The organism is Brevibacterium sp. LAARM3_SD1 (genome assembly GCF_057364765.1).
In genome coordinates, this window is record NZ_JBNFOL010000031.1 from 17,762 (window position 1) to 37,892 (window position 20,131).

The following is a 20,131-nucleotide window of genomic DNA, read 5'->3' on the forward strand; positions in this document are numbered from 1 at the left end:
GGTTCTCACGCGACACAATAGGTGAACACAGTGGACTCTGAAGTGCCTTTGGCACAGTAGTCTGCTGTGGGCACCCGAAGGGCGAAGCGACCTGTGTGTGGCCACCCGCGGATGTCGACGTCGGAATCAGTCCGTGAGCAGAGCCCGAAGCGAAGGGAAGTCAGTGGCCGAAACGAGATATGTGGACCCGATCCGCCACCCGTCGTATGCTTCGCAGCCGACGCGTGATGTGCGGGCGTGGCTCCTGCTGCTCGTCACGGCCATCGTGCCCGGGGGAGTGCAGCTCCTCTTCGGTCATCGCCGCTGGGCGAAGATCTCACTGTCGATCACCGCCATCAGCTGGATCCTGGCCCTGATCGCCGGAGTGATCGTCCTCATCAGCCGGACGTTCCTCTTCACCATCGGCACGAACCCGTTCATTCTCACCTTCCTGACCATCTGGGTGCCCGTCATCGCCGTCAACTGGGCGGTGTGTCTTTTCGACACCCTGCGCCGTATCCGGCTCGTCACGATCTCGCGGAGAGCCCGCAAGCGCTTCATAGCGGCCTTCTGCGCCCTCATGCTCATCGTCGTGGGACCACTGGCCTACGGGACGACGATCCTCAACTCCCAGCGGGGACTGATGAGCGACCTGTTCGCCTCGGGCAAGGCGCTCAAGCCCGTCGACGGCCGCTACAACATCCTGCTGCTGGGTTCGGACGCCGGAAAGGGTCGGACGGGAATCCGCCCTGACTCCCTGTCGCTGGTCTCGATCGATGCGAAGACCGGCAAGTCCGTCATCATCGGCCTGCCCCGCAATATGGAGAACGTGCCGTTCCCCGACGACTCTCCGCTGCACAAGCACTACCCGCAGGGATACAACTGCGGAGACGAATGTCTGCTCAACGCCGTCTTCCAGCAGGGCGAGCGGCACAAGGACGAGTTCGAGGACCCGAAGAAGGCCGGAGAGCAGGCGACGATGGACGCCGTCTCGGGTGCCACCGGTCTCGAGGTCCAGTACTACGCGATGATCAACCTCAAAGGGTTCGAGAACCTCATCGACTCCCTCGGCGGAATCACTCTGGTCTCCGGCAAGCGGGTGCCGATCTCGTCGAAGGTCGATCCGAACACGGGCCAGCACGGGCCGGTGAAGGGGTGGATCGAACCGGGCAAGCAGAAGCTCGACGGCTTCCATGCGCTGTGGTTCGCGCGGTCCCGCGAGTTCTCCAGCGACTACGAGCGGATGGTCCGCCAGCGCTGCGTGCAGACCGCGATGGTCAAACAGCTCGACCCGGCCACCGTTCTCACCCGCTACCAGTCGATCGCGAAAGCCACCCCGGGCGCTGTGTCGACGGATATCCCGTCATCTCAGGTGGACTCGTTCGTCGACCTCGCGCTCAAGGTGAAGTCACAGAAGATCGAATCCGTCGACCTCACCCCACCTCGCATCACACCGTCGCAGCCCGACTTCGATGTGGCACATCAGCTGGTTGCCGATAAGATCGAGGAGTCGTCGAAGTCCTCGGAAGAGGACGAAAACGCGTTCTCGGTTCCCGAAAGCGACCTGTCAGCCGCCGCCGGAGTCGATGCGGGACTCGATCCGAACCCCGGTTCAGGGCCGCAGCTGCTGGCACAGGGCGCCGGCGACACCTCTGCTGACAATGGCGAAGAAGCCGACGCAAAGTCGATCTGCTACGTGCCGTAAGGTGCCGCCATGGGACCGATCGTGATCGGGTCGATGACCGAATCGGTCGATCCCATGACGATTCCTGGAAAATCTTTTGCTCGGTGTGTCCCCTGCCAATACTGGGAACGACACTCGTGTAATTAGAATATTCTGCTCTGTGGCTAGTCTGACACGCCGAAAATGTGTAACAATTTTGAGATGTTGGGGTTGCCCACCGTTCTGCCAACGGTGCAGGGGACCTCGAGGCCTGAACTTCCCTGTCTTCCTCGAAAAGGCTGTAACGATGAAATATGTATTGCCCACTGTTGCGGGCTGCGCTTCCGTAGCGCTGGTCGGCACCTTATTGGTCTCGGCACCGACGGCTTCCGCAGCCGCGACGTCGCCCGATGTATCCAAAGAGGCGCTGAACGTCAGCAAAGAGGGACTCAAGGTCCCCGGTGCCCGCGATTCCAGTGATTCCAACGCCACTGCCGCCAACCAGAGCGCCACGAGCAATCTGCCGAATATCTTCAAGTCGCAGACGGCCCTGGCCTCGACCAAGGTGCCCGATATCGTCAAGGCCTCCGCATCGGCGACGACGGGTTCGGTCAACAACGTCTCCGCCGGACTGACCTCCGGTACCGACGAGGCCGCACCGTCCGAGGGGTCGACTCCATCCGAGCAGGCTCCCGCCGAAGGCGCAGAGAACGAGGCCCCGAAGTCGGAGGACGAGAAGTCCGACGATGCCGGGGACGAGAGTGCGAAGGATTCGTCCGAGGAGTCGAAGACTCAGGACGGAGACGACATCTCCGGTTCGGTCCGTCAGAAGACCGAAGACGGAGTGAATATCGCTCTCATCTCCGATGTCCTCGACGTTCCGGACGACAACCCGAGTCTCATCGGCTTCACGTTCTCCGAATCGAAGTCCAATATCCGCATCCAGGTCCGCACCAAGCAGGGATCGGAATGGGGCAATTGGAACACTCTTGACGAAGAGGAGCAGGAGGAAGCCCAGAACAAGGGTTCGGAGCCGATGACGGTGTCGAACGCCTCCGCTGTTCAGATGCGCATCCTCGGTGATTCCGCACCGAGCGAGGCCGAACTCGTGCTCGTCGATTCGAAGCAGGGCCCCGGAGACGCTCAGGCCGTCGCCGAGAACGATCCTGTCGAGCTTCCCGGCCAGGCCGGCGGCGACTCCGCCGGTGCCGAATCCGCACCGGCGCAGCCGACCGAAGACTCGACCGACGCCGAGGCGGCAGCTGCTGAGAATGTCGATGCCGCAGCCGGTGCGACGGTGACCAACCAGAACTACGTGCCCGGATCGTCGACGGTGGACACCGTGGCGAAGAAGGTGTCGAAGCCGAAGATCGGCTCGCGCAGCTCATGGGGTGCCAAGGCGTACAACGGCAGCCCCGACTACGCCAGCGGCATCAAGCAGGCCGTCGTCCACCACACCTCCGGCTCGAACAGCTACTCGGCTGCCGACGTTCCGGGAATCATCCGCGGTATCCAGGCCTACCACCAGCAGGGCCGCGGCTGGGACGATATCGGGTACAACGTCGTCGCAGACAAATACGGACGTCTCTGGCACGCCCGCGGCGGTGACATCGAGAAGGCCGTCATCGGCGCCCACGTCGCCGGACACAACACCGGAACCTTCGGCATCTCCGTGCTGGGCACCTACAACAGCTCGGCCCCGCCGAAGAAGACCCGCGATGCCGTCGCCTCGGCGATCGCCTGGAAGTTCTCGCTCAACGGGATCTCCAAGGCCTCCTCGTCGAACATGGTCGGACACCGCGACCTCGGACAGACCGACTGCCCGGGTGACGCCTTCTACGCCAAGATGGGCGAGATGCGCTCGACGGTCAACTCGATTCTGAAGACCGGCGAACAGCCCAGCGACGGCAAGGACGACAAGAAGGACGACGACAAGAAGACCGAGAAGCCGAAGCCGAAGACCTCGATCGAGAAATATGCCGAGAAGCACAAGCTCGGCAAGGCTCTCGGCAAGGAATACAGCGTCAAGGGCATCTCGGGCGCCAAGGCCCAGAAGTTCGAGAAGGGCACCGTCTACTGGTCCAAGAAGACCGGTGCCTACCACCTGTCCGGAGCGATCGCTTCGGCGTACAAGGGCGATGCAGTCACCGACTTGGGGCTGCCCACCTCTGCGGAGAAGGGCGGCCTCAAGGGCGGGGGCGCCGCGCAGAGCTTCGAGAAGGGCTCGTTCTACTGGTCGAAGGACACCGGCGCTCACTACACCTCCGGCACCATCATGAAGTATTGGGGTGACAAGGGGACCGTCAAGGGTCACCTCGGTTACCCCAAGTCGGACGTGGTCTACAAGAAGGGCCGCGGTGAGCAGCTCTTCCAGGGAGCACGTCTGGTCTGGGCCGAGGGTTACGGAACCACCGAGTTCTCTCCCAAGGGATCGATTGCCGGCGGAGTCACCGACGACAATGCTCCGGGCGGCACGACACCGCCCGGAGACGATTCCTCCGATGACAAGTCGCCTGCAGACTCCGGGGAAGGTTCTGCAGACGACAAGGACTCGAAGGACGATAAGTCCAAGGACGACAAGAAGGACGACAAGAAGAAGGACAAGCCGAGTAAGGCCGAGAAGATCGCGGCCCAGCGTGCGTCCATCATCAAGGATGCGAAGGCCAACCTCGGCGTCAAGTACGTCTGGGGCGGCACCTCGCCGAAGTCCGGCTGGGACTGCTCGGGATACACCCAGTACGTCTACGGCAAGAACGGCATCAAACTGCCGCGCACAACCAGCCAGCAGCGGTATGCCGGCAAGGAGATCTCGCTGAAGGACGCCAAGCCCGGCGACCTGATCTGGATCCCGGGGCACATCGGAATCATCTCCGAGACCAAGGGCCAGATGTACGACGCCGGCTCGTCGCGGTCGAACACCACGAAGCGAAGCTACAGCTGGATGCTCGATCGTGGAGCCAAGGTCATCCGCGTCGTCGGCTGATCTCCGGCCCCGAAGACAGGGCGTTCAGCGTCCGAGAGTCAGTGCCCCGAGGGCGATCCCACTGTGGATCTCCCTCGGGGCACTGTCTGGTTCTCCCCACGATTATGCGGGAGGCTCTGACCGGGGAGAAAGCATCAGCCCAGGTGACAAGCGGTGAATAGATTGTGACTTCGGCTGAATAGTCAGTGAAGTGCCTGCTTCGCGCATTGTGGTGGGATTAGGCTGGACGGAGCACACCCGGTATTCACCGGATGTGAATCCGACTCGATCCTGTCAAAGGGGGCCCGCAGTGCATCGTCTGCACAACACGGTCAAAAACTTCGAATGGGGCAGCACTGACGCGATTCCCGCGATCCTCGGCACTGTTCCGGACGGCACCCCCTGCGCGGAACTCTGGCTCGGAGCCCACCCGGTCAGTCCCTCTCGACTCGACGTCGGCCACACGCGGACCCAGGCTCCGCTGGATAAGCAGAACCGCCTCGGCGGGCAGGCGACGGCGGGCAGCGTGGCGACCGAAGCCGAGCCACGGCTCGGACCCAACCTCATCGAATACCTGGCGGGAGACCCGGAGGGTCTGCTCGGGCATGATTCGCTCGAATCCTTCGGTGCACGACTGCCGTTCCTGCTCAAGGTGCTCTCGGCCAGCAAGGCCCTGTCGATCCAAGTGCACCCGAACAGCGAACAGGCCCGGGCAGGATTCGCCGCCGAGGAGGAGGCCGGACCGGCGCTGGACGCTCCCAATCGGAACTTCAAGGACGCCTCGGCGAAACCGGAACTCATCTACGCGCTCACCGACTTCCACGCGCTCACGGGATTCCGGCCGCGTAAGGCCGTGCGGGCGACGTTCGAACGGATGCTCTCCCAGCCGCTGACCCCGCCGTCCCTGGACGTTCTCGGAGCGATCATCGGCGCGCTGAAGTCCTTCAGCGAGTCGAAAGCGCTGTCTCGCGCCGTCGAGATCATCCTCAGCGATCCGCGGGCTTCGGGGCTCGTCGACGAGGTGGCCGCCCACGGAATGGACGAGCTGCCCGCCGGGCACATCAGCCGTTCCGGCAGCGCGGTCGACCCGGCGCAGACGTTCTGCGAACTCGTCACCGACTACCCCCACGATCCGGGTGCGCTGGTGGGACTCATGCTCAACCGGGTCCACCTGCAGCCGGGTGAGGCGCTGACCATGGACGCCGGTGTGCTGCATGCCTACCTCTTCGGCACGGGCATCGAGATCATGGCCTCGAGCGATAACGTCGTGCGCGGGGGACTGACCTCGAAGCACGTCGACATCGAACAGCTGGCGACGATCACGGAATTCCGTTCCGGCGCACCCCGGATGGTCGAACCCGACCACTCGGGAATGCTGCTCGGGCCCACCGACGATTTCGCTCTGCAGGCGCTGCGCTGCCCGCGGATGACGACGGTGGAGCGCCGTGGCGCGGCGATCGCCCTGTGCACCGCAGGCACTGTCACACTCAGCTCGCTCGGTTCGACCCTCACGCTCGAACGTGGGCAGAGCGCGTTCATCGCGGCCAACGAACCGACGGTCACGGCCGATGGCCACGGCGACCTGTTCGTGGGGACCACTGGTCTGAACTCCGGAGCAGCCGGCCGCTGAGGTCGACTGCCTGCTCCCCACCCCTGTCACCCCTGCGAACCGGAGTGCAGGACTCTAAACAGAGATTGTTGGGTCGATCCACGGTGATTTCTGCAACGAAATCACCGTGGATCGACCCAACAATTTTGGTTTCCAACGAAGTCGCGCAGCGTCCGACGTTGACAGAGGGGCGGCACCACGGCGTATCGGCCAGCGCTGTCTGATAGCCGGCAGGTGTGAGGTCAGAACGCCCACACATGAAAGAAGTGGTCACGATCGGATACTGACATCGAAAGTCTGTATCCGATCGTGACCACTTCTCACCTAAGGACCGTGGTCGGTCACCTGTGAATCAGGCTCCGCCGGTGGTTCAGGCGGCGACCTCGATGGTGGGGACGTCCTCGGGGACGATCACCTCGGCGCCGGTCTTCTCCCTGACTTCGTCGACGGTCACACCGGGGGCGAGTTCGACGAGGGTGAAGGAGTCGCCGCTGACGTCGAGGACGGCGATATCGGTGATGATGCGCTCGACGACGCCCTTGCCCGTCAGCGGCAGCTCGCAGGACATCAGCAGCTTGTGCGAGCCGTCCTTGGCGACGTGGTCCATGATGACGATGACGCGCTGGGCGCCGTGGACGAGGTCCATCGCACCGCCCATGCCCTTGACCATCTTGCCCGGAATCATCCAGTTCGCGATGTCGCCGTTCGTGGCCACCTGCATGGCGCCGAGGATCGCGGCGTTGATCTTGCCGCCGCGGATCATGCCGAAGCTCGCCGCCGAATCGAAGTAGGCGGCGCCCGGGTTCATCGTGACGATCTCCTTGCCCGCGTTGATGAGGTCGGGATCGATCTCATCCTCGGTCGGGTAGGGGCCGACGCCGAGCAGGCCGTTCTCCGACTGAAGCACGAGGTGGACGCCCTCGGGCAGGAAGTTCGGAACCAGGGTCGGCATGCCGATGCCGAGGTTGACGTAGCTGCCGTCTTCGAGTTCCTGGGCGGCACGGGCCGCCATCTGATTGCGTGTCAATGACATTTCTGTGTCTCCTCAGGCTTCTCGTACGGTGCGCTTCTCGATGGGTTTGTCCGCCACCTGCTCGGGCGTCAGCGGCACCACGCGGTGGACGAAGACGCCTGGCACGTGGACCATGTCCGGATCGATCTCACCGGGTTCGACGAGCTTTTCGACCTCGGCGATGGTGATGCGAGCCGACTGTGCGGCCGGGGGATTGAAGTTCCTCGCCGAGGAATGGAACACGAGGTTGCCGTGCCGGTCGCCGATCGCTGCGCGCACAAGTGCGTAGTCGGGGGCCAGCGACTTCTCGAGGACGTATTCCTTCTCTTCGCCGAAGGTGTCGAAGACCTTCGTCTCCTTGGCCGGAGATTCTTTGACGACGTTGCCGTCCGAGTCGTACTTCCACGGCATGCCGCCCTCGGCGACCTGCGTCCCGGCGCCCGTGATGGTGTAGAAGCCGGATCCCGGCTCCTCCTGCGCGCAGCTTCTCCGCCAGGGTGCCCTGCGGGGTGAGTTCGACCTCGAGTTCACCGGAGAGGTACTGACGGGCGAATTCCTTGTTCTCGCCGACATAGGAGGCGATGATGCGGCGGAGTCGTCCGTCGGCGAGCAGGATGCCCAGTCCGCGGCCGTCGACGCCGGCGTTGTTCGAGATCACCTCGAGGTCTTTGGCTCCCTGGTCCTGGAGCGCCCGAATGAGGAATTCAGGCACGCCCACGACACCGAAGCCGCCTACGGCGATCGATGATCCGTCTGCAATGTCGGCCACCGCTGCTGCGGGGGTATCAACTACTTTGTCCATGTGCCCAGTGTGCCATGGACCACTCCGAGCCCGTCGGCCAGGTCCGTGATGCGAGCATCGTCGACTCTGCTGGTGAGCAGGACCTCACCACCGCTGAGGAGGTGCTGCAGAAGGCGCGGCCATTCGCCGGGCGGCGGGGTCGAGTTCGAGACGAGCAGTCCCTGCGGACGGGTGCCGTCGGCTCCCGCGGTGCTCGTCCAGTCGATGACCTGTCCGTCGATGTCGAGGGTCCCGGATGCCTCGAGGCGGCGCGCCGTGACATCGGGATAGGCCCGGATGGCGGAGTTGACATCGATGAAGTCGGTATCAACCGGAGTGCTCAACGCCAGGGCCGGGGGATTGAAGACGAAGACCTCATCGGCATCCGCCACCGTGTCATCACCCTGATGGCCGAAGGGAACGAAGGCCATGAAGTCCTCTTCCGGCGCCTCTGCTGCGATGACGACGCGGCCACCGGCCAGCAGAACGCTGAGGATCGCGACGAGTTCTCGCCAGTGCAGGCCCTCCGGCAGGGGAGCGAAGAGAGTGAAGTCCGGGCCGAGGTCGTAGTCGCCGAAGAGACCGACTCCCTTATTCACCCAATTCGCAACGACCGGTCCGGTGAGGTCGAGGCGATCGAAATCGGGTCCGCGCCAGATCAGGACGGGTCCGCCGGTGTGCGCGATGGCTGAGAGATCCATATCCGCTTCCATGGTTGTCTGTCGGGTGGGGCCAGGGTTGTCTGTCGGGGGAGCCGGGATTGTGTCGGGTGGGTCAGGGAACGATGAGGCCGATGTCGATCGTCACCCGCGGGGGAAGGCCCCGAGCTCACCATCGACCCAGTGATAGCGCGTGGAGGCGCTGAGATCCTCGGCGAAGAGAGCCGTATGGAGTCGTTCGACGAGAGAACCGAGCCCGACCATCGCCTCGAGCAGCGGCGGGCCGCCCGACTGAGCGGTCGCCGGCGAATCAGAGGGGCTCAGCGTGATACGCGACCCGGACCCTTCGATGCGCATCCGCCACGCAGCATGGCCGGGAGTCCGGGACTGCCCGGCGCGGACGACCCGGATGGCTCGGGAAACCCGTTCGAGGATGTCGTCGCTGTTGTCCCCGGCCGGAGCGCTGCCGGGCAGATCGGTGACACCCAGTCCCCGCTGAATGGCTTCGACATGGCCGTGACGGAACCAGTCCTCTCCGAGGTCGCGGGACAGCGCTCGGGCACCTTCACGACCGTTGTCGAGGTATCCGCCGGCCCCGCGGACCAGCGCCATGGGCAGTCCGCGCGAGGAGCCCTTGACCAGGTCGGCGGCCGCGGCGATCTCGTCGGCGATCGCGCGGACGGTCACGGTCTGGACGCGTCCGTCGTCGTCGGGGCGACCGCGTTGGTCGTCCAGGCCGGAGAACCCGGACAGGCCGATGGCGATATCACCGACCCCGAACCGCCATGGCCGTGAGCTCGTATCCGAGATGACCAGGCCGATGCGAACCTCGAAGGCCTGTTCGACCCGCTGACGCAGCCCATCGGCGGACCGGTCGCTGTCGAGCGGGTGGAGGATGACGGCACCGCCGGAGTTCGACTGGTCGAGACCAGCTGCGGCCTGCACGGTGCCTGCGGGTGTGCGCACGACCTGCACGGTGGTGCCGGAGCGATAGGAGCGTTCAGCGACGAGGTGGGTGCCGGTCTGTGCGACGAGCTCCTCGAATTCGGCGCGATCTGCGACTGTGCGCAGGCGACCCTCGGCTTTGGAGACGACCTTCGATGCGACGACGAGGATATCGCCGTCCTTGAGGTCGATGCGGTTGCGCCGCAGAGCGTTGATGAGGATCGCCGAGAGGTCGGAACCCTGCGCGATCTCTTCTTCGACGGGAGGCGCGTAGACGGTGAGCAGACGATCATTCATGCCGGGCCACCGGTGATTCCACTCTCATTCCTCCATAATCCCATTGTGGACGCCTACTTTCTAAATTCTCCAGGTTTGTTCAGGCGGATCCCACAGGTTGTGCCGCGTGACCGGGCCATGACCTATATATGGGGTTCTGGGTGCGTGTGCATGTGAACGCCTGTTCGAATAGTGTCTCAAGGGGTGTCTCAATACTCCATAAGGGCTTGACGGGGCGGTAATGACACGCGTGTAATTTATACCTAAGGGGAACGCGCCGAGCATGGATCCTGTGGATTCGACCGTACATCGGACTGATCGGCTCAGTCACGGCAACGGACCTGCTCGAGCGTGAGAAAGGGGAAAACCGTGCAAAGTGCACAGAGAGAATGGCGGGAGGGAGAAGACTTCACCGCCGCACCGGGAGTCACCTCCCGTCGTGCCGAAGACTGGTTCATCGAACCTGGAGCACGCACACCCGAGACGCTGCCGGATCCGCTGGCCGTCGATCCGAGCGATCTGACGCCGCTGCAGCCGGACAACTCCGCGGTCTCTCCGCTGTCGCTGCTCCTGGGCGCCGCAGAAGACGGCGAACTGTCCTGGCAAGACCAGGCCCTCTGCGCGCAGACCGATCCCGAGGCGTTCTTCCCGGAGAAGGGCGGATCGACTCGTGAGGCCAAGCGGGTCTGCGCATCCTGCGACGTCCGTTCCGAATGCCTCGAGTATGCTCTCGCCAACGATGAGCGCTTCGGCATCTGGGGCGGAATGTCCGAACGCGAACGCCGCCGGCTCAAGAAAAAGGTCGTGTGAGTCAAGCCGTCACCATCGTCGTCGTCTCCGGCGACGATGCCAGCAAGCTCGAGCTCGAAACGGCTCTTCGTCCGCACTTCCCCGAGATCCCCGTGGTGGATCTCGGGGGACGGACGGTCCGCGAAGCCGGCGAGATGCCGGAGATCGCGCAATCGGATTTCCTGTGGTTCCTCACCCCTGACTCCCGTCCCGAACTCGACTGTCTCGATGAGCTGCTCGACGCCATCGGGGAGACGGAATCCATCGCCGCAGTCGGACCGAAGCTCATGTGCTCCGGCCGCATCGTCTCCGCCGGAGTGAGCACCACCTCGGCGGGGGAGCGCTTCAACCCCGTAGGCTCAGGGGAGATCGATCAGGGCCAGCGCGACAGTCAGATCGAAACGCTCGGTCTCGACCTCCCGGGCCTGCTCATGGCCACCACGGAACTTGAGCGCATCGGCGCACCCTCCCGAGTGCTCGGCCCCGCCTACTCGGGACTCGAATACTCCCGTCGTCTGCGCGACCTCGGCGCCCGCGTGCTGCTGGCACCGCGTGCGCGGATGGAGATCTCCGCGACCTCGGCCGCCCGACTCGGCTCCTCACCCCACCCGCCGACATCGAAAGCCCAGATCCGGACCGAGCAGCGATACCGTCTCAGCCTCGCCGGACAGGGACTGTTCTCCCTGTTCTGCCTGCTCGCGATCGGCCATATCGGCCGCATCCTCGGCGGGCTGCTGTCGAACAACTTCCGCCCCGCCGGATGGCATCTCTCGGCACTCTTCGGACTTCCCGCGGACGTGTCGACCACCGCCCCGCTGCGGCGGGCCAACGCACGTCGCAACCGAGTGGCCAAACGATCGAACACCGCTCACGTTGCCGCGCTCTTCGCCGATGACGAAGAACTCGCCGTCCAACGCCGGACGATGAGCGGTGAGACCGACGACCCGCGTCCTGCAGAGGTGCCCACCGGCGGCCCCGACGCCGATGCGGAGCTCAATCCGGTCGGCGACACCGAGGAGGCCATCGACTCCTTCTCCCGACTGGAGATCACCGGCGGTTCCAGCCTGCTGCGCGCACCCCTGACCTATGTGATCCTCGCTGCCGTGGTGATGAGCGGTGTCATCAGCTACCGACTCTTCGGCCCCGGTCACCTCGACGGCGGCGCCCTGGGGTCGACGGACATCGGCCTCGGTGAGATCGTCGACCGCCTGCTCGGCCGGCACCTCGACGTCTCGACCGGTGCGGCAGTGCCTGCCGACCCCTATCACCTCGTCCTCGGCGTCCTCTCCCTCCTCTTCTTCGGCCATGTCGACGTCATGGTCCGCTCCCTGCTGTTGGCTGCACCGATCGCGGCCGCCATCAGCGCCTACGCGGGTGCGGGCAGCGTGCTGGCCCGGCGGTGGGTCCGAGGTTTCGCCGCTCTGCTGTGGATCGCGTCTCCACTGTTCACGACCGCACTGTCGGACGGCCGCCTCGGCGTGGTCTTCGTCTGGATCTGCGCACCGCTGGTGGCGGTGACTCTGCGCCGCAGCCTGACCACCGGATCGATCGCCGCGGCCGCCGGCACAGGCCTGCTGCTGTTCGTCATCACCGCAGGCGTCCCGCTCCTTCTGCTGGCCACGGTCCTCGGCACCGCAGTGCTTCTGGTGGCAGGTCGCGGCTTGCGCCATCTGTGGCTGCTCGCCCCGACCGTATTCCTGGGCTGGCCGTGGCTGTGGACTGTGGTCCGCGAACCGGGAACCCTGCTGACGATGCCCGGGCAGACCATCGCCGCGGAGTCTGCGCCGACCTACCTCCTGGCCGTCGGGTTCCCCGCTCCGATCGACATGACCTGGCTGGCAGACCTGATCTCTAGCCTCGGACTCGGCGAGGTCTCTGCCGGCATCCTCCAGCTCTGGGTGCCGGTCCTCCTCCTGCCGATGCTCATCCTGGCGTTCTTCACCCTCATCGAAGCGCGGCTCGAACTCTCCCGCCTGTCCTGGGCTGTCGGCCTCTACCTCGGCGGCCTCCTCCTGGCCGCGATCCAAGTGCACCTGCCCGCGCAGACGGGACCGTTCCACCTCATCGGCTCCTACCCTGCAGCGGGGTTGACGCTGGTCAGCCTCGGATCGATTCTGCTGCTGTCCCTCGGCGCCGACCGCACGGCCGGTCGTCGACCCGGGCGGACCCGGACTGCCGGCTCGACAGACGCGAAGAGTGCTGCCAAGGGGACCTCAACGGCTTCCAGTCGGCTGCCCATGCGCGGACTCGTCGGGCTCGTGACCGTGGCTGCCATCGGGCTCATCGCCATCGGCGCCGGACGCTCCACATCCTCGGCCGAGGCGGTCACCGCGACCTCCGAGAGCACCGTCCCCGCCCTGGCCGCCGACCGTGCAGAAGGGGCGACGCAGGCGCGGACTCTCCGTCTGGACAATGTCGACGGAGAGGTCCTGGCCACCCTCGTCTCCTCCGATGACGGCACTGTTCTCGGCACATCGACGGTGACCTCGGCCGAAACCGTCGGGGGATGGCCGTGGCAGCGGCGCCCCCTGCCGATCACGTCCGACCAGGTGCTCGTGGCTCAGGCGGCGTCCGCGCTCTCGGCCGATGACGCCGGTGACGTCAGCGGCATCCTCGGCGAACTCGGAGTCGATTTCGTCCTCATCGGTCAGAACGCCGGCAGCCTGACCAACTCGGTGTCCGTCTCGGAGGGCCTGCTGCCGGTCGGCCCCACCTCGTCGGGACAGCTGTGGCGCGTCGACAAGCCCTACAGCGGACGATTCCTCATCCGTGAATCCGAGGGACAGGTCTCCACGGCGACGATGAGCGGCACGACTGCAAAGGTGCCGGCCGGCCAAGAAGGACGCACCCTGACCATCGCCGATGCCGCCGACGGAATCACCGCGAAGATCGACGGTGAGCCGCTGCCGCAGCCGAAACCCGGGGAAGAGGCTTGGGCGAGCGAATTCGACCTCCCCGCCGCCGGCGGAGACGTCGAGATCTCACTGAACTCACCGCTCTACCCGGTCGGCGTCATCGCCGGATGGGTGTTCGGACTGCTCAGCCTCATCGTGGCCATTCCCTTCGGTCGGGCAGGGAACACGGCGAAGCCCGGCCGCCGGGAGGAGAAAGCATGAAGCATCAGCGCAGCATCGTCACCTTCGCGGCCATCGCCGTGCCCGGAGTGCTCGTGGCCACGACGTCGTTCCTCACCCCGCTGACCCCCGGCACTCTGGACCGCAGTCCCGAACAGGTGCGGATGCCCACCGCGGACACCCGCGTGGTCTGCCCCGGGCCGCTGCTCACCGCCGGAGAGGCTGAAGGCACCGACCCCGAATTCGTCGACGATTCGAAGGTCTCGACCCGCGTCTCTCCGCCTCCGCGCCGATCGGCGCTGCGGACGGATCGACCTCCTCGGCGCGACTGCAGGTCGCCGATCTCGGCGGGTCGATCGACTTCGACAATCCCTCCGGCCAGGGCTTTGTCTCCGGAGACGACAGCATCGACTCGACGAAGCTCGTCACCGGTTTCGCCCGCCCCGGTGCCCCCGCGCTGACAACCGGCCTCGAGACCGTCGAAGGCAGCTCCGGTGACCTCACGGGCCTCGCCACACTCACCTGCGCCCAAGCGGCGAGCAGCTTCCGGATCGTCGCAGGATCCGGTGCCACCGGGTCGAACTCCCAGCTGCTGCTGAGCAACCCAGGAGACGTTCCCGTCCAGGCGAAGGTCGCTCTCATGACTCCCGGCGGCGAAACCGCTGAACCGACCGAACTGAGCATCAAGGCCGGTGAGCAGCGCGCCGTTCCGCTCGGCGGACTGGCGGGAGGGGCCGACGCCCTGGCCGTCGACGTCACCGTCGACGGCGGAGTGCTGGCCGGATCCATCCAGGAGACCGTCCTCGACGGGCTCAAGCCGCAGGGCATCGACCTCGCCGCCGGCGGCGCCGGGGCCGATCGCCAACAGGTGCTCACCGGACTCAGCGGCAAGGATGTGCGAGTGCGGGTCGCGAACCCGGGCAGCAACCTCGCCGAGGTGTCCCTGAAGGCATATGGTCCCGACGGAGAGATCGACATTCCCCGTTCCTCGATGACCGTGGTCGGCCGCGGCGTCGCTGAAGCCGATCTCGGTGACCTCGACACCACGAGCGTCGTCCTCGAATCATCGCAGCGCGTCCAAGCGGGTGCCTTCATCGGCAAGGACGGCGAGAACGGAGCCGTCGACTTCGGCAGCATCCCGTCCACCGACCCTGTCGCCGAGACGCAGATCCTGGCACTTCCTCGCACCGGTGAGTCCTCCCTGCAGCTCTCGCCCGGTCAGGGGCAGGTGCAGGTGCAGGGAATGCTCGACGACGGCTCGCTGACCGATCCGCAGTCGATCGATCTCAACCCGACGGGCACGACCGTGCTCAACCCGAGCGACGTCTCCGAGGACTCGGTGCGTGCGCTCGTCCTCAAGGGTTCCCAGGCCTCGGGTTCGCAGGCCGACGGGGTGCATGCGACTCTCGTCGTCACCACGAAGGACGGAATCTCCACGGTCGTCCCGGCGCCGGCTCCGGCGGGTGTCGCCTACCGGGACATCCGGCTCGGCTGAGTAGCCGCGGCGGCGAGCCGCCTCGGTGTGCCGTCTGATCAGGTGCGACGGAGGATATCGACCTGATCGGCGACTACCTCGGCGATGAGCGCATCCCTGGCCTCGCCGCCGGCATGATCTTCGATCACCCGCCGGTAGAGGACGATATGGGTGGGCCGATCACCGGCGGCCGGGAACACCCGGCCGAAGCTCGGTTCGGTCGAACTCGCCGGCGGGACCGAATCGACGGCCAGCACCACCTCGGCGAGGAGATCGGGTTCGCGCCCGCGCATCCGGGCGAACTCTGCGGCTGCGACCTTCGCGAAGCTCTCCGCCCGACTCAGCCGCGCGGGCACCTCGGCCCGGTACAACGGAGACCGCAGACCCCGTCCGTGTCGGTCGCGATGTCGGCTTGGTCTCATAGCACTTCATTCTACGTGCGAGGCCGCCGTGCCTGAGCGAATCGGCGGGCGCGCCGTGTAGAGTGTGGGACTGTGTCAGCCGTGAGAATGTGTTCAAAAGTCAGCTGTTCGCGCCCTGCCGCCGCCACCATGACGTACGTGCACGCCGATGCGACCGTCGTCATCGGACCTCTGGGCAGGCGAGCCGAGCCGGGCGCTCATGACCTGTGCGCCGAACATGCGGCGAAGCTGACCCCACCCGTGGACTGGCAGCTCATCCGCATCGACTCCGGGCAGGCCCCGACCGAACGCAGCCACGACGACCTGCTGGCCATCGCCGATGCCGTTCGCGAAGCTGCCGACCGTGCCGATCAGACCCCGACCCGGACCGCGCCGGGACCAGCAGACGATCCGGCGGCCACGGGACGCCGACACGGTCACCTGCGCATCATCGGCGACTCATGAATCACCCCGGATCGGGATCGACTGGGGCCGATCCCGCACCGCAGACCCCCTCCGACTCCGAACTCGGACGCGCCCGGACGGCTGCCCTCGATGCCGCCGTCGGCGCCTATGACATCCGCGGTCGCATTCCCGATCAGCTCGACGACGACATCCTGTTCGCCCTCGGCTGGGCGACGGCGCGAGCGATGGCCGAGATCCACACCGTCACCGAGGTGGTCATCGGCCACGATATGCGACCGAGCTCTCCCGGATTCGCCCACTCCTTCGCCGCCGGAGTCGATGCCGCCGGATCGAAGGCCGTGCTGCTGGGGCTGTGCTCGACCGACCAGCTCTACTTCGCCTCGGGCATCTTCGACCTGCCCGGCGCCATGATCACCGCCAGCCACAACCCGGCCGACTACAACGGGATCAAGATCTGCGGACCCCGAGCCGCCGGCGTCAGCCTGGCCTCGGGTCTCTCGAGAGTCAGAGAGCTCGCGATCATCGCACCGCAGTCCGACGGCCGGAGCATCGACGAGGACGAGAACGCGGCATCCCGGATGCGTGAGCAGTACGCGGCACGGATCCGCGAACTCACCCACGTCGATGAGGTCACAGGACTGACGATCGTGCTCGACGCCGGAAACGGCATGGCCGGACGCCTCCTCGGGGAGGTCTTCGGCACGGACGCGGGAGCCGCCTCGGTGCCCTTCGACGTCATCGGCCTCTTCACCGAACTCGACGGCACCTTCCCCAACCACGAAGCGAACCCGCTGAAACCCGAGAACCTCGTCGACGCCGCACGCGCGGTCGTCGACCACGGTGCCGACCTGGGGCTCGTCTTCGACGGGGATGCCGACCGGTGCTTCTTCATCGACGAGACCGGAGCGACGATGTCGGCCTCGGCCGTCGGCGCACTCGTCGCCGAACGCGAGATCGCACGGGCCCGGGCACTCGGCGATGACCGGCCCACCGTCATCCACAACCTCATCACCTCCCGCAGCGTGGCTGAGACGATCACCGCCGCGGGCGGACACGCGCTGCGGTCGAAGGTCGGTCATTCGGGCATCAAGACCCTCATGCGTGAAACCGGTGCGGTCTTCGCCTGCGAACACTCCGCGCATTTCTACTTCGACGAGTTCTACGGAGCTGACTCGGGCATGCTCGCCGCCTGCCACCTCATCGCCGCCCTCGCCGAATCACGCGCTCCCGCCTCCCGTCTGGTCGCGGACTACGACCGTTTCGTGCAGTCGGGGGAGATCAACTTCACCGTCTCAGACCCCGCCGCCGTGCTCGCCGACTTCGCCGCGCATGCCGGAGACTTCCCCGAAAACACCGTCGACGACCTCGACGGAATCGGTCTGCAGGGGGCGGATTGGTGGGTCAATCTGCGCAAGTCCAACACCGAACCACTCGTCCGACTCAACGTCGAAGCTGCCGATTCGCAGCAGTTGGACGCGCTCACCAGCCAGGTCACGGACTTCGTCACCGCTCGCGCCTGAAGCCGGTGCGCCTGAATCCGGATCTCCGGCAGCTGGATCTCCGGCAGCCGGATCTCCGCGGCACCGTCGATGACCGTCCACCGGAGGCATTTGCAGTCCGCAGAACGGGCGCGACGCGACAAGCCGCCTGCTCGGCAATAGACTCGAAGCCGATCAGACAGCCCGCCGTATGGAGGTACCGTGCTCGATTCCACTGACTTCAAGGTCGCCGATCTCAGCCTGGCCGAGGCCGGCCGACACCAGATCCGCCTCGCCGAAAGGGAGATGCCGGGCCTCATGGCGCTGCGTGAGGAATACGCCTCGACCGCACCGCTGGCCGGGGCCCGCATCGCCGGCAGCCTGCACATGACCGTGCAGACCGCAGTGCTCATCGAAACCCTCGTCGCCCTCGGCGCAGAAGTCCGGTGGGCCAGCTGCAATATCTTCTCCACTCAGGACGAGGCCGCAGCGGCCGTCGTCGTCGGCTCCGGCACTCCCGAAGCCCCGGCAGGTGTCCCGGTCTTCGCGTGGAAGGGCGAGACCCTCGAAGAGTACTGGTGGGCCGCGGACAAGATCTTCGACTTCGCGGACGGACCGAACCTCATCCTCGACGACGGCGGCGACGCTACCATGTACGTGCTCAAAGGCACCGAATTCGAAGCCGCCGGGGGAGTGCCGACCGCCGGTGCCGAAGACCCGGAGGAGTTCAAGGTCCTGCTCAAGCAGATCGCCGCGTCCATCGAGGCCGCTCCCGGCCGGTTCGCTCGCCTGGCCGCGGGGATCAAGGGCGTGAGCGAGGAGACGACGACGGGAGTCAACCGCCTCTACCGCCTTGCTGAGCAGGACGGACTGCCGTTCCCGGCCATCAACGTCAACGACTCGGTGACGAAATCGAAGTTCGACAACCGCTACGGCATCCGCCATTCGCTGCCCGACGGACTCAACCGTGCCACCGACGTCCTCATCGGCGGAAAGATCGCCGTCGTCGTCGGCTACGGCGACGTCGGCAAGGGTGCGGCCGAGGCCCTCCGCGGGCAGGGCGCGCGCGTCATCGTCACCGAGATCGACCCGATCTGTGCGCTGCAGGCGACGATGGACGGCTACCAGGTCGACCACCTCGCCGAGGCGGCTCCCCAGGCCGACATCATCATCACCACGACCGGCAACACCAGGGTCGTCGACGTCGATGTGCTGCAGACGCTCAAACCCGGCGCCATCGTCGGCAACGTCGGTCACTTCGACGACGAGATCGATCTCGCCGGTCTGTCCCGCCTGCCCGGAGTGGAGAAGGTCGAGATCAAACCGCAGGTCCACGAGTGGAGCGTGCCCGTGCCCGCCGAGGCGGGACTCGACCGCGATCGCACGGACTTCCTCGTCCTCTCCGAAGGACGCCTGCTCAATCTGGGCAACGCCACCGGTCATCCGTCGTTCGTGATGAGCGCATCGTTCAGCAACCAGGTGCTCGCCCAGATCGAGCTGTGGAACGCCCACGCCGACTACGGCAACTCGGTGCACCGACTGGCGAAGGAACTCGACGAGAAGGTGGCGCGTCTTCACCTGCCGGCTCTCGGCGCGAAGCTGTCGGATCTGAGCAAGGAACAGGCCGAGTACATCGGTGTCGACGTGGCGGGACCGTTCAAACCCGAGCACTACCGGTACTGATCGAGTACTGACGCTGCTGATTGAGTACTGACGCCGGCCGTGCCCCGCGGCTGGCCGGGCCCTGCCGGTGCTGATCGAGTCAGCGGCGGGTGAGGCGGAGGCCGTAGGGGAGGGCGTCGACTCCGGACCGGAACGCATGAGCACGGTCCGCACGTCGGCGCTGCTTCTCGGTCTCCGCGATGCGCTGCCGGTGGATGACCGCGGACAGGAACTGTTCGGGGAACGTTCCCTCCGGCGGTGCCGGAGCCACATAGGGATTGAGTTCGGTGGCGAGTTCGATCGCCCGCTGCCACCGCGATTCCGCGCCGAGCTGCGGTGCCATGGCGAGGAATTGGACGATGCGCCGATGCAGTCCGTCGGGGATCGATGTCACGTCGGTGCGGTGCAGCCAGTCGTGCAGGTGCGGAGCCACATGGGTGTGCATGGGCGGCAGAGGTCGGCTGCGTTCGCTCACGGCGATGGTTCCTGCCAGATAGTCGCCGAGGCGTTTGGCCTGAGGTGAGAGGAGCCCGGACAGAGCCGCGATGCCGCCGCCGGTGGAGACGATCTCGAACGGCCACAGCAGTGCTCGGATGAAGGAGTGCCGCAGCCGCACCGCACCGCCGTCGTCGCGGACCACACGCAGCCCGAGGATGAGTTTGCCCAGAGACCGACCGTGGCTGAGCACTTCGACGAGCATCGGCAGCAGCACGAACACGAAGATCGTCATGACGGTCATGAGCGAGCCGAGGAGCAGTCCGTTGAGATCGAGCACCTTGAGCATCAGCCAGAACATGGCGATGAGCAATCCGATATTCACCAGCGAATAGACGATGTAGTCGATGAGACAGCTCAGCGCCCGAGCCGCCAGAGCGGCCGGCTGGACATTGAGTTCGACGGCTTCACCGGTGATCAGAGTACTCACCCGACCATCGTGTCAT

Annotated in this window: 15 protein-coding genes and 1 pseudogene; 10 read left to right on the top strand and 6 right to left on the bottom strand. The window is 65.7% G+C overall.

The window, feature by feature from the left end; all coding sequences use genetic code 11:
• Nucleotides 1-163 precede the first annotated feature (163 nt).
• From AC2W7L_RS15095 to manA, 3 genes are all read left to right on the top strand, one after another.
• Nucleotides 164-1,684, top strand: a complete 1,521-nt coding sequence (locus AC2W7L_RS15095; protein WP_486005089.1) for an LCP family protein — start codon at nt 164-166, stop codon at nt 1,682-1,684.
• 265 nt (nt 1,685-1,949) lie between these two features.
• Nucleotides 1,950-4,625, top strand: a complete 2,676-nt coding sequence (locus tag AC2W7L_RS15100; RefSeq protein ID WP_486005090.1) for an NlpC/P60 family protein — start codon at nt 1,950-1,952, stop codon at nt 4,623-4,625.
• A 289-nt stretch (nt 4,626-4,914) separates the two neighbouring features.
• The gene (gene manA, locus AC2W7L_RS15105) at nt 4,915-6,234 is read left to right on the top strand and encodes a mannose-6-phosphate isomerase, class I (RefSeq protein WP_486005091.1); all 1,320 of its coding nucleotides are present in this window, start codon (nt 4,915-4,917) and stop codon (nt 6,232-6,234) included.
• A 349-nt stretch (nt 6,235-6,583) separates the two neighbouring features.
• Here manA and AC2W7L_RS15110 read toward each other — a convergent pair whose 3' ends face one another.
• From AC2W7L_RS15110 to AC2W7L_RS15125, 4 genes and pseudogenes are all read right to left on the bottom strand, one after another.
• Nucleotides 6,584-7,246 carry a 3-oxoacid CoA-transferase subunit B gene (locus tag AC2W7L_RS15110; RefSeq protein WP_486005092.1) on the bottom strand — a complete coding sequence of 221 codons (663 nt, stop codon included), beginning with the start codon at nt 7,244-7,246 and terminating at the stop codon, nt 6,584-6,586.
• 12 nt (nt 7,247-7,258) lie between these two features.
• Nucleotides 7,259-8,027: pseudogene (locus tag AC2W7L_RS15115) on the bottom strand (CoA transferase subunit A).
• On the bottom strand, nt 8,015-8,707 hold the full coding sequence (locus AC2W7L_RS15120; RefSeq protein WP_486005093.1) for a hypothetical protein: 693 nt from the start codon (nt 8,705-8,707) through the stop codon (nt 8,015-8,017). The pseudogene AC2W7L_RS15115 and the gene AC2W7L_RS15120 overlap by 13 nt, the downstream one beginning before the upstream one ends.
• A gap of 102 nt (nt 8,708-8,809) precedes the next feature.
• Nucleotides 8,810-9,907, bottom strand: coding sequence for a coenzyme F420-0:L-glutamate ligase (locus tag AC2W7L_RS15125; RefSeq protein WP_486005094.1), 1,098 nt, complete (start codon nt 9,905-9,907; stop codon nt 8,810-8,812).
• Between the two features lie 348 nt (nt 9,908-10,255).
• Here AC2W7L_RS15125 and AC2W7L_RS15130 point away from each other — a divergent pair, with 348 nt between their 5' ends.
• The 4 genes from AC2W7L_RS15130 to AC2W7L_RS15145 are packed head-to-tail and all read left to right on the top strand — an operon-like array spanning nt 10,256 to nt 15,244.
• Nucleotides 10,256-10,696, top strand: a complete 441-nt coding sequence (locus AC2W7L_RS15130; RefSeq protein ID WP_456061984.1) for a WhiB family transcriptional regulator — start codon at nt 10,256-10,258, stop codon at nt 10,694-10,696.
• Nucleotides 10,693-13,791, top strand: a complete 3,099-nt coding sequence (locus AC2W7L_RS15135) for a glycosyltransferase family protein (RefSeq protein WP_486005095.1) — start codon at nt 10,693-10,695, stop codon at nt 13,789-13,791. The genes AC2W7L_RS15130 and AC2W7L_RS15135 overlap by 4 nt, the downstream gene beginning before the upstream one ends.
• A complete protein-coding gene (locus AC2W7L_RS15140) occupies nt 13,788-14,210 on the top strand; it encodes a hypothetical protein (RefSeq protein WP_486005096.1) in 423 nt (140 codons plus the stop codon). Before AC2W7L_RS15135 ends, AC2W7L_RS15140 begins: the two co-directional genes overlap by 4 nt.
• A complete protein-coding gene (locus AC2W7L_RS15145; RefSeq protein WP_486005114.1) occupies nt 14,156-15,244 on the top strand; it encodes a DUF5719 family protein in 1,089 nt (362 codons plus the stop codon). Before AC2W7L_RS15140 ends, AC2W7L_RS15145 begins: the two co-directional genes overlap by 55 nt.
• A gap of 38 nt (nt 15,245-15,282) precedes the next feature.
• Here AC2W7L_RS15145 and AC2W7L_RS15150 read toward each other — a convergent pair whose 3' ends face one another.
• A complete protein-coding gene (locus AC2W7L_RS15150) occupies nt 15,283-15,645 on the bottom strand; it encodes a metallopeptidase family protein (protein WP_486005097.1) in 363 nt (120 codons plus the stop codon).
• A gap of 87 nt (nt 15,646-15,732) precedes the next feature.
• Here AC2W7L_RS15150 and AC2W7L_RS15155 point away from each other — a divergent pair, with 87 nt between their 5' ends.
• The 3 genes from AC2W7L_RS15155 (at nt 15,733) to ahcY (ending at nt 19,211) form a co-directional block, all read left to right on the top strand.
• A complete protein-coding gene (locus AC2W7L_RS15155; RefSeq protein ID WP_486005098.1) occupies nt 15,733-16,089 on the top strand; it encodes a DUF3499 domain-containing protein in 357 nt (118 codons plus the stop codon).
• On the top strand, nt 16,086-17,570 hold the full coding sequence (locus AC2W7L_RS15160; protein WP_486005099.1) for a phosphohexomutase domain-containing protein: 1,485 nt from the start codon (nt 16,086-16,088) through the stop codon (nt 17,568-17,570). The genes AC2W7L_RS15155 and AC2W7L_RS15160 overlap by 4 nt, the downstream gene beginning before the upstream one ends.
• A 180-nt stretch (nt 17,571-17,750) precedes the next feature.
• Complete coding sequence (gene ahcY, locus AC2W7L_RS15165) at nt 17,751-19,211, top strand: adenosylhomocysteinase (RefSeq protein ID WP_486005100.1); 1,461 nt, start codon at nt 17,751-17,753, stop codon at nt 19,209-19,211.
• A gap of 79 nt (nt 19,212-19,290) precedes the next feature.
• Here ahcY and AC2W7L_RS15170 read toward each other — a convergent pair whose 3' ends face one another.
• The gene (locus AC2W7L_RS15170) at nt 19,291-20,115 is read right to left on the bottom strand and encodes an RDD family protein (RefSeq protein ID WP_486005101.1); all 825 of its coding nucleotides are present in this window, start codon (nt 20,113-20,115) and stop codon (nt 19,291-19,293) included.
• Between the last annotated feature and the right edge of the window lie 16 nt (nt 20,116-20,131).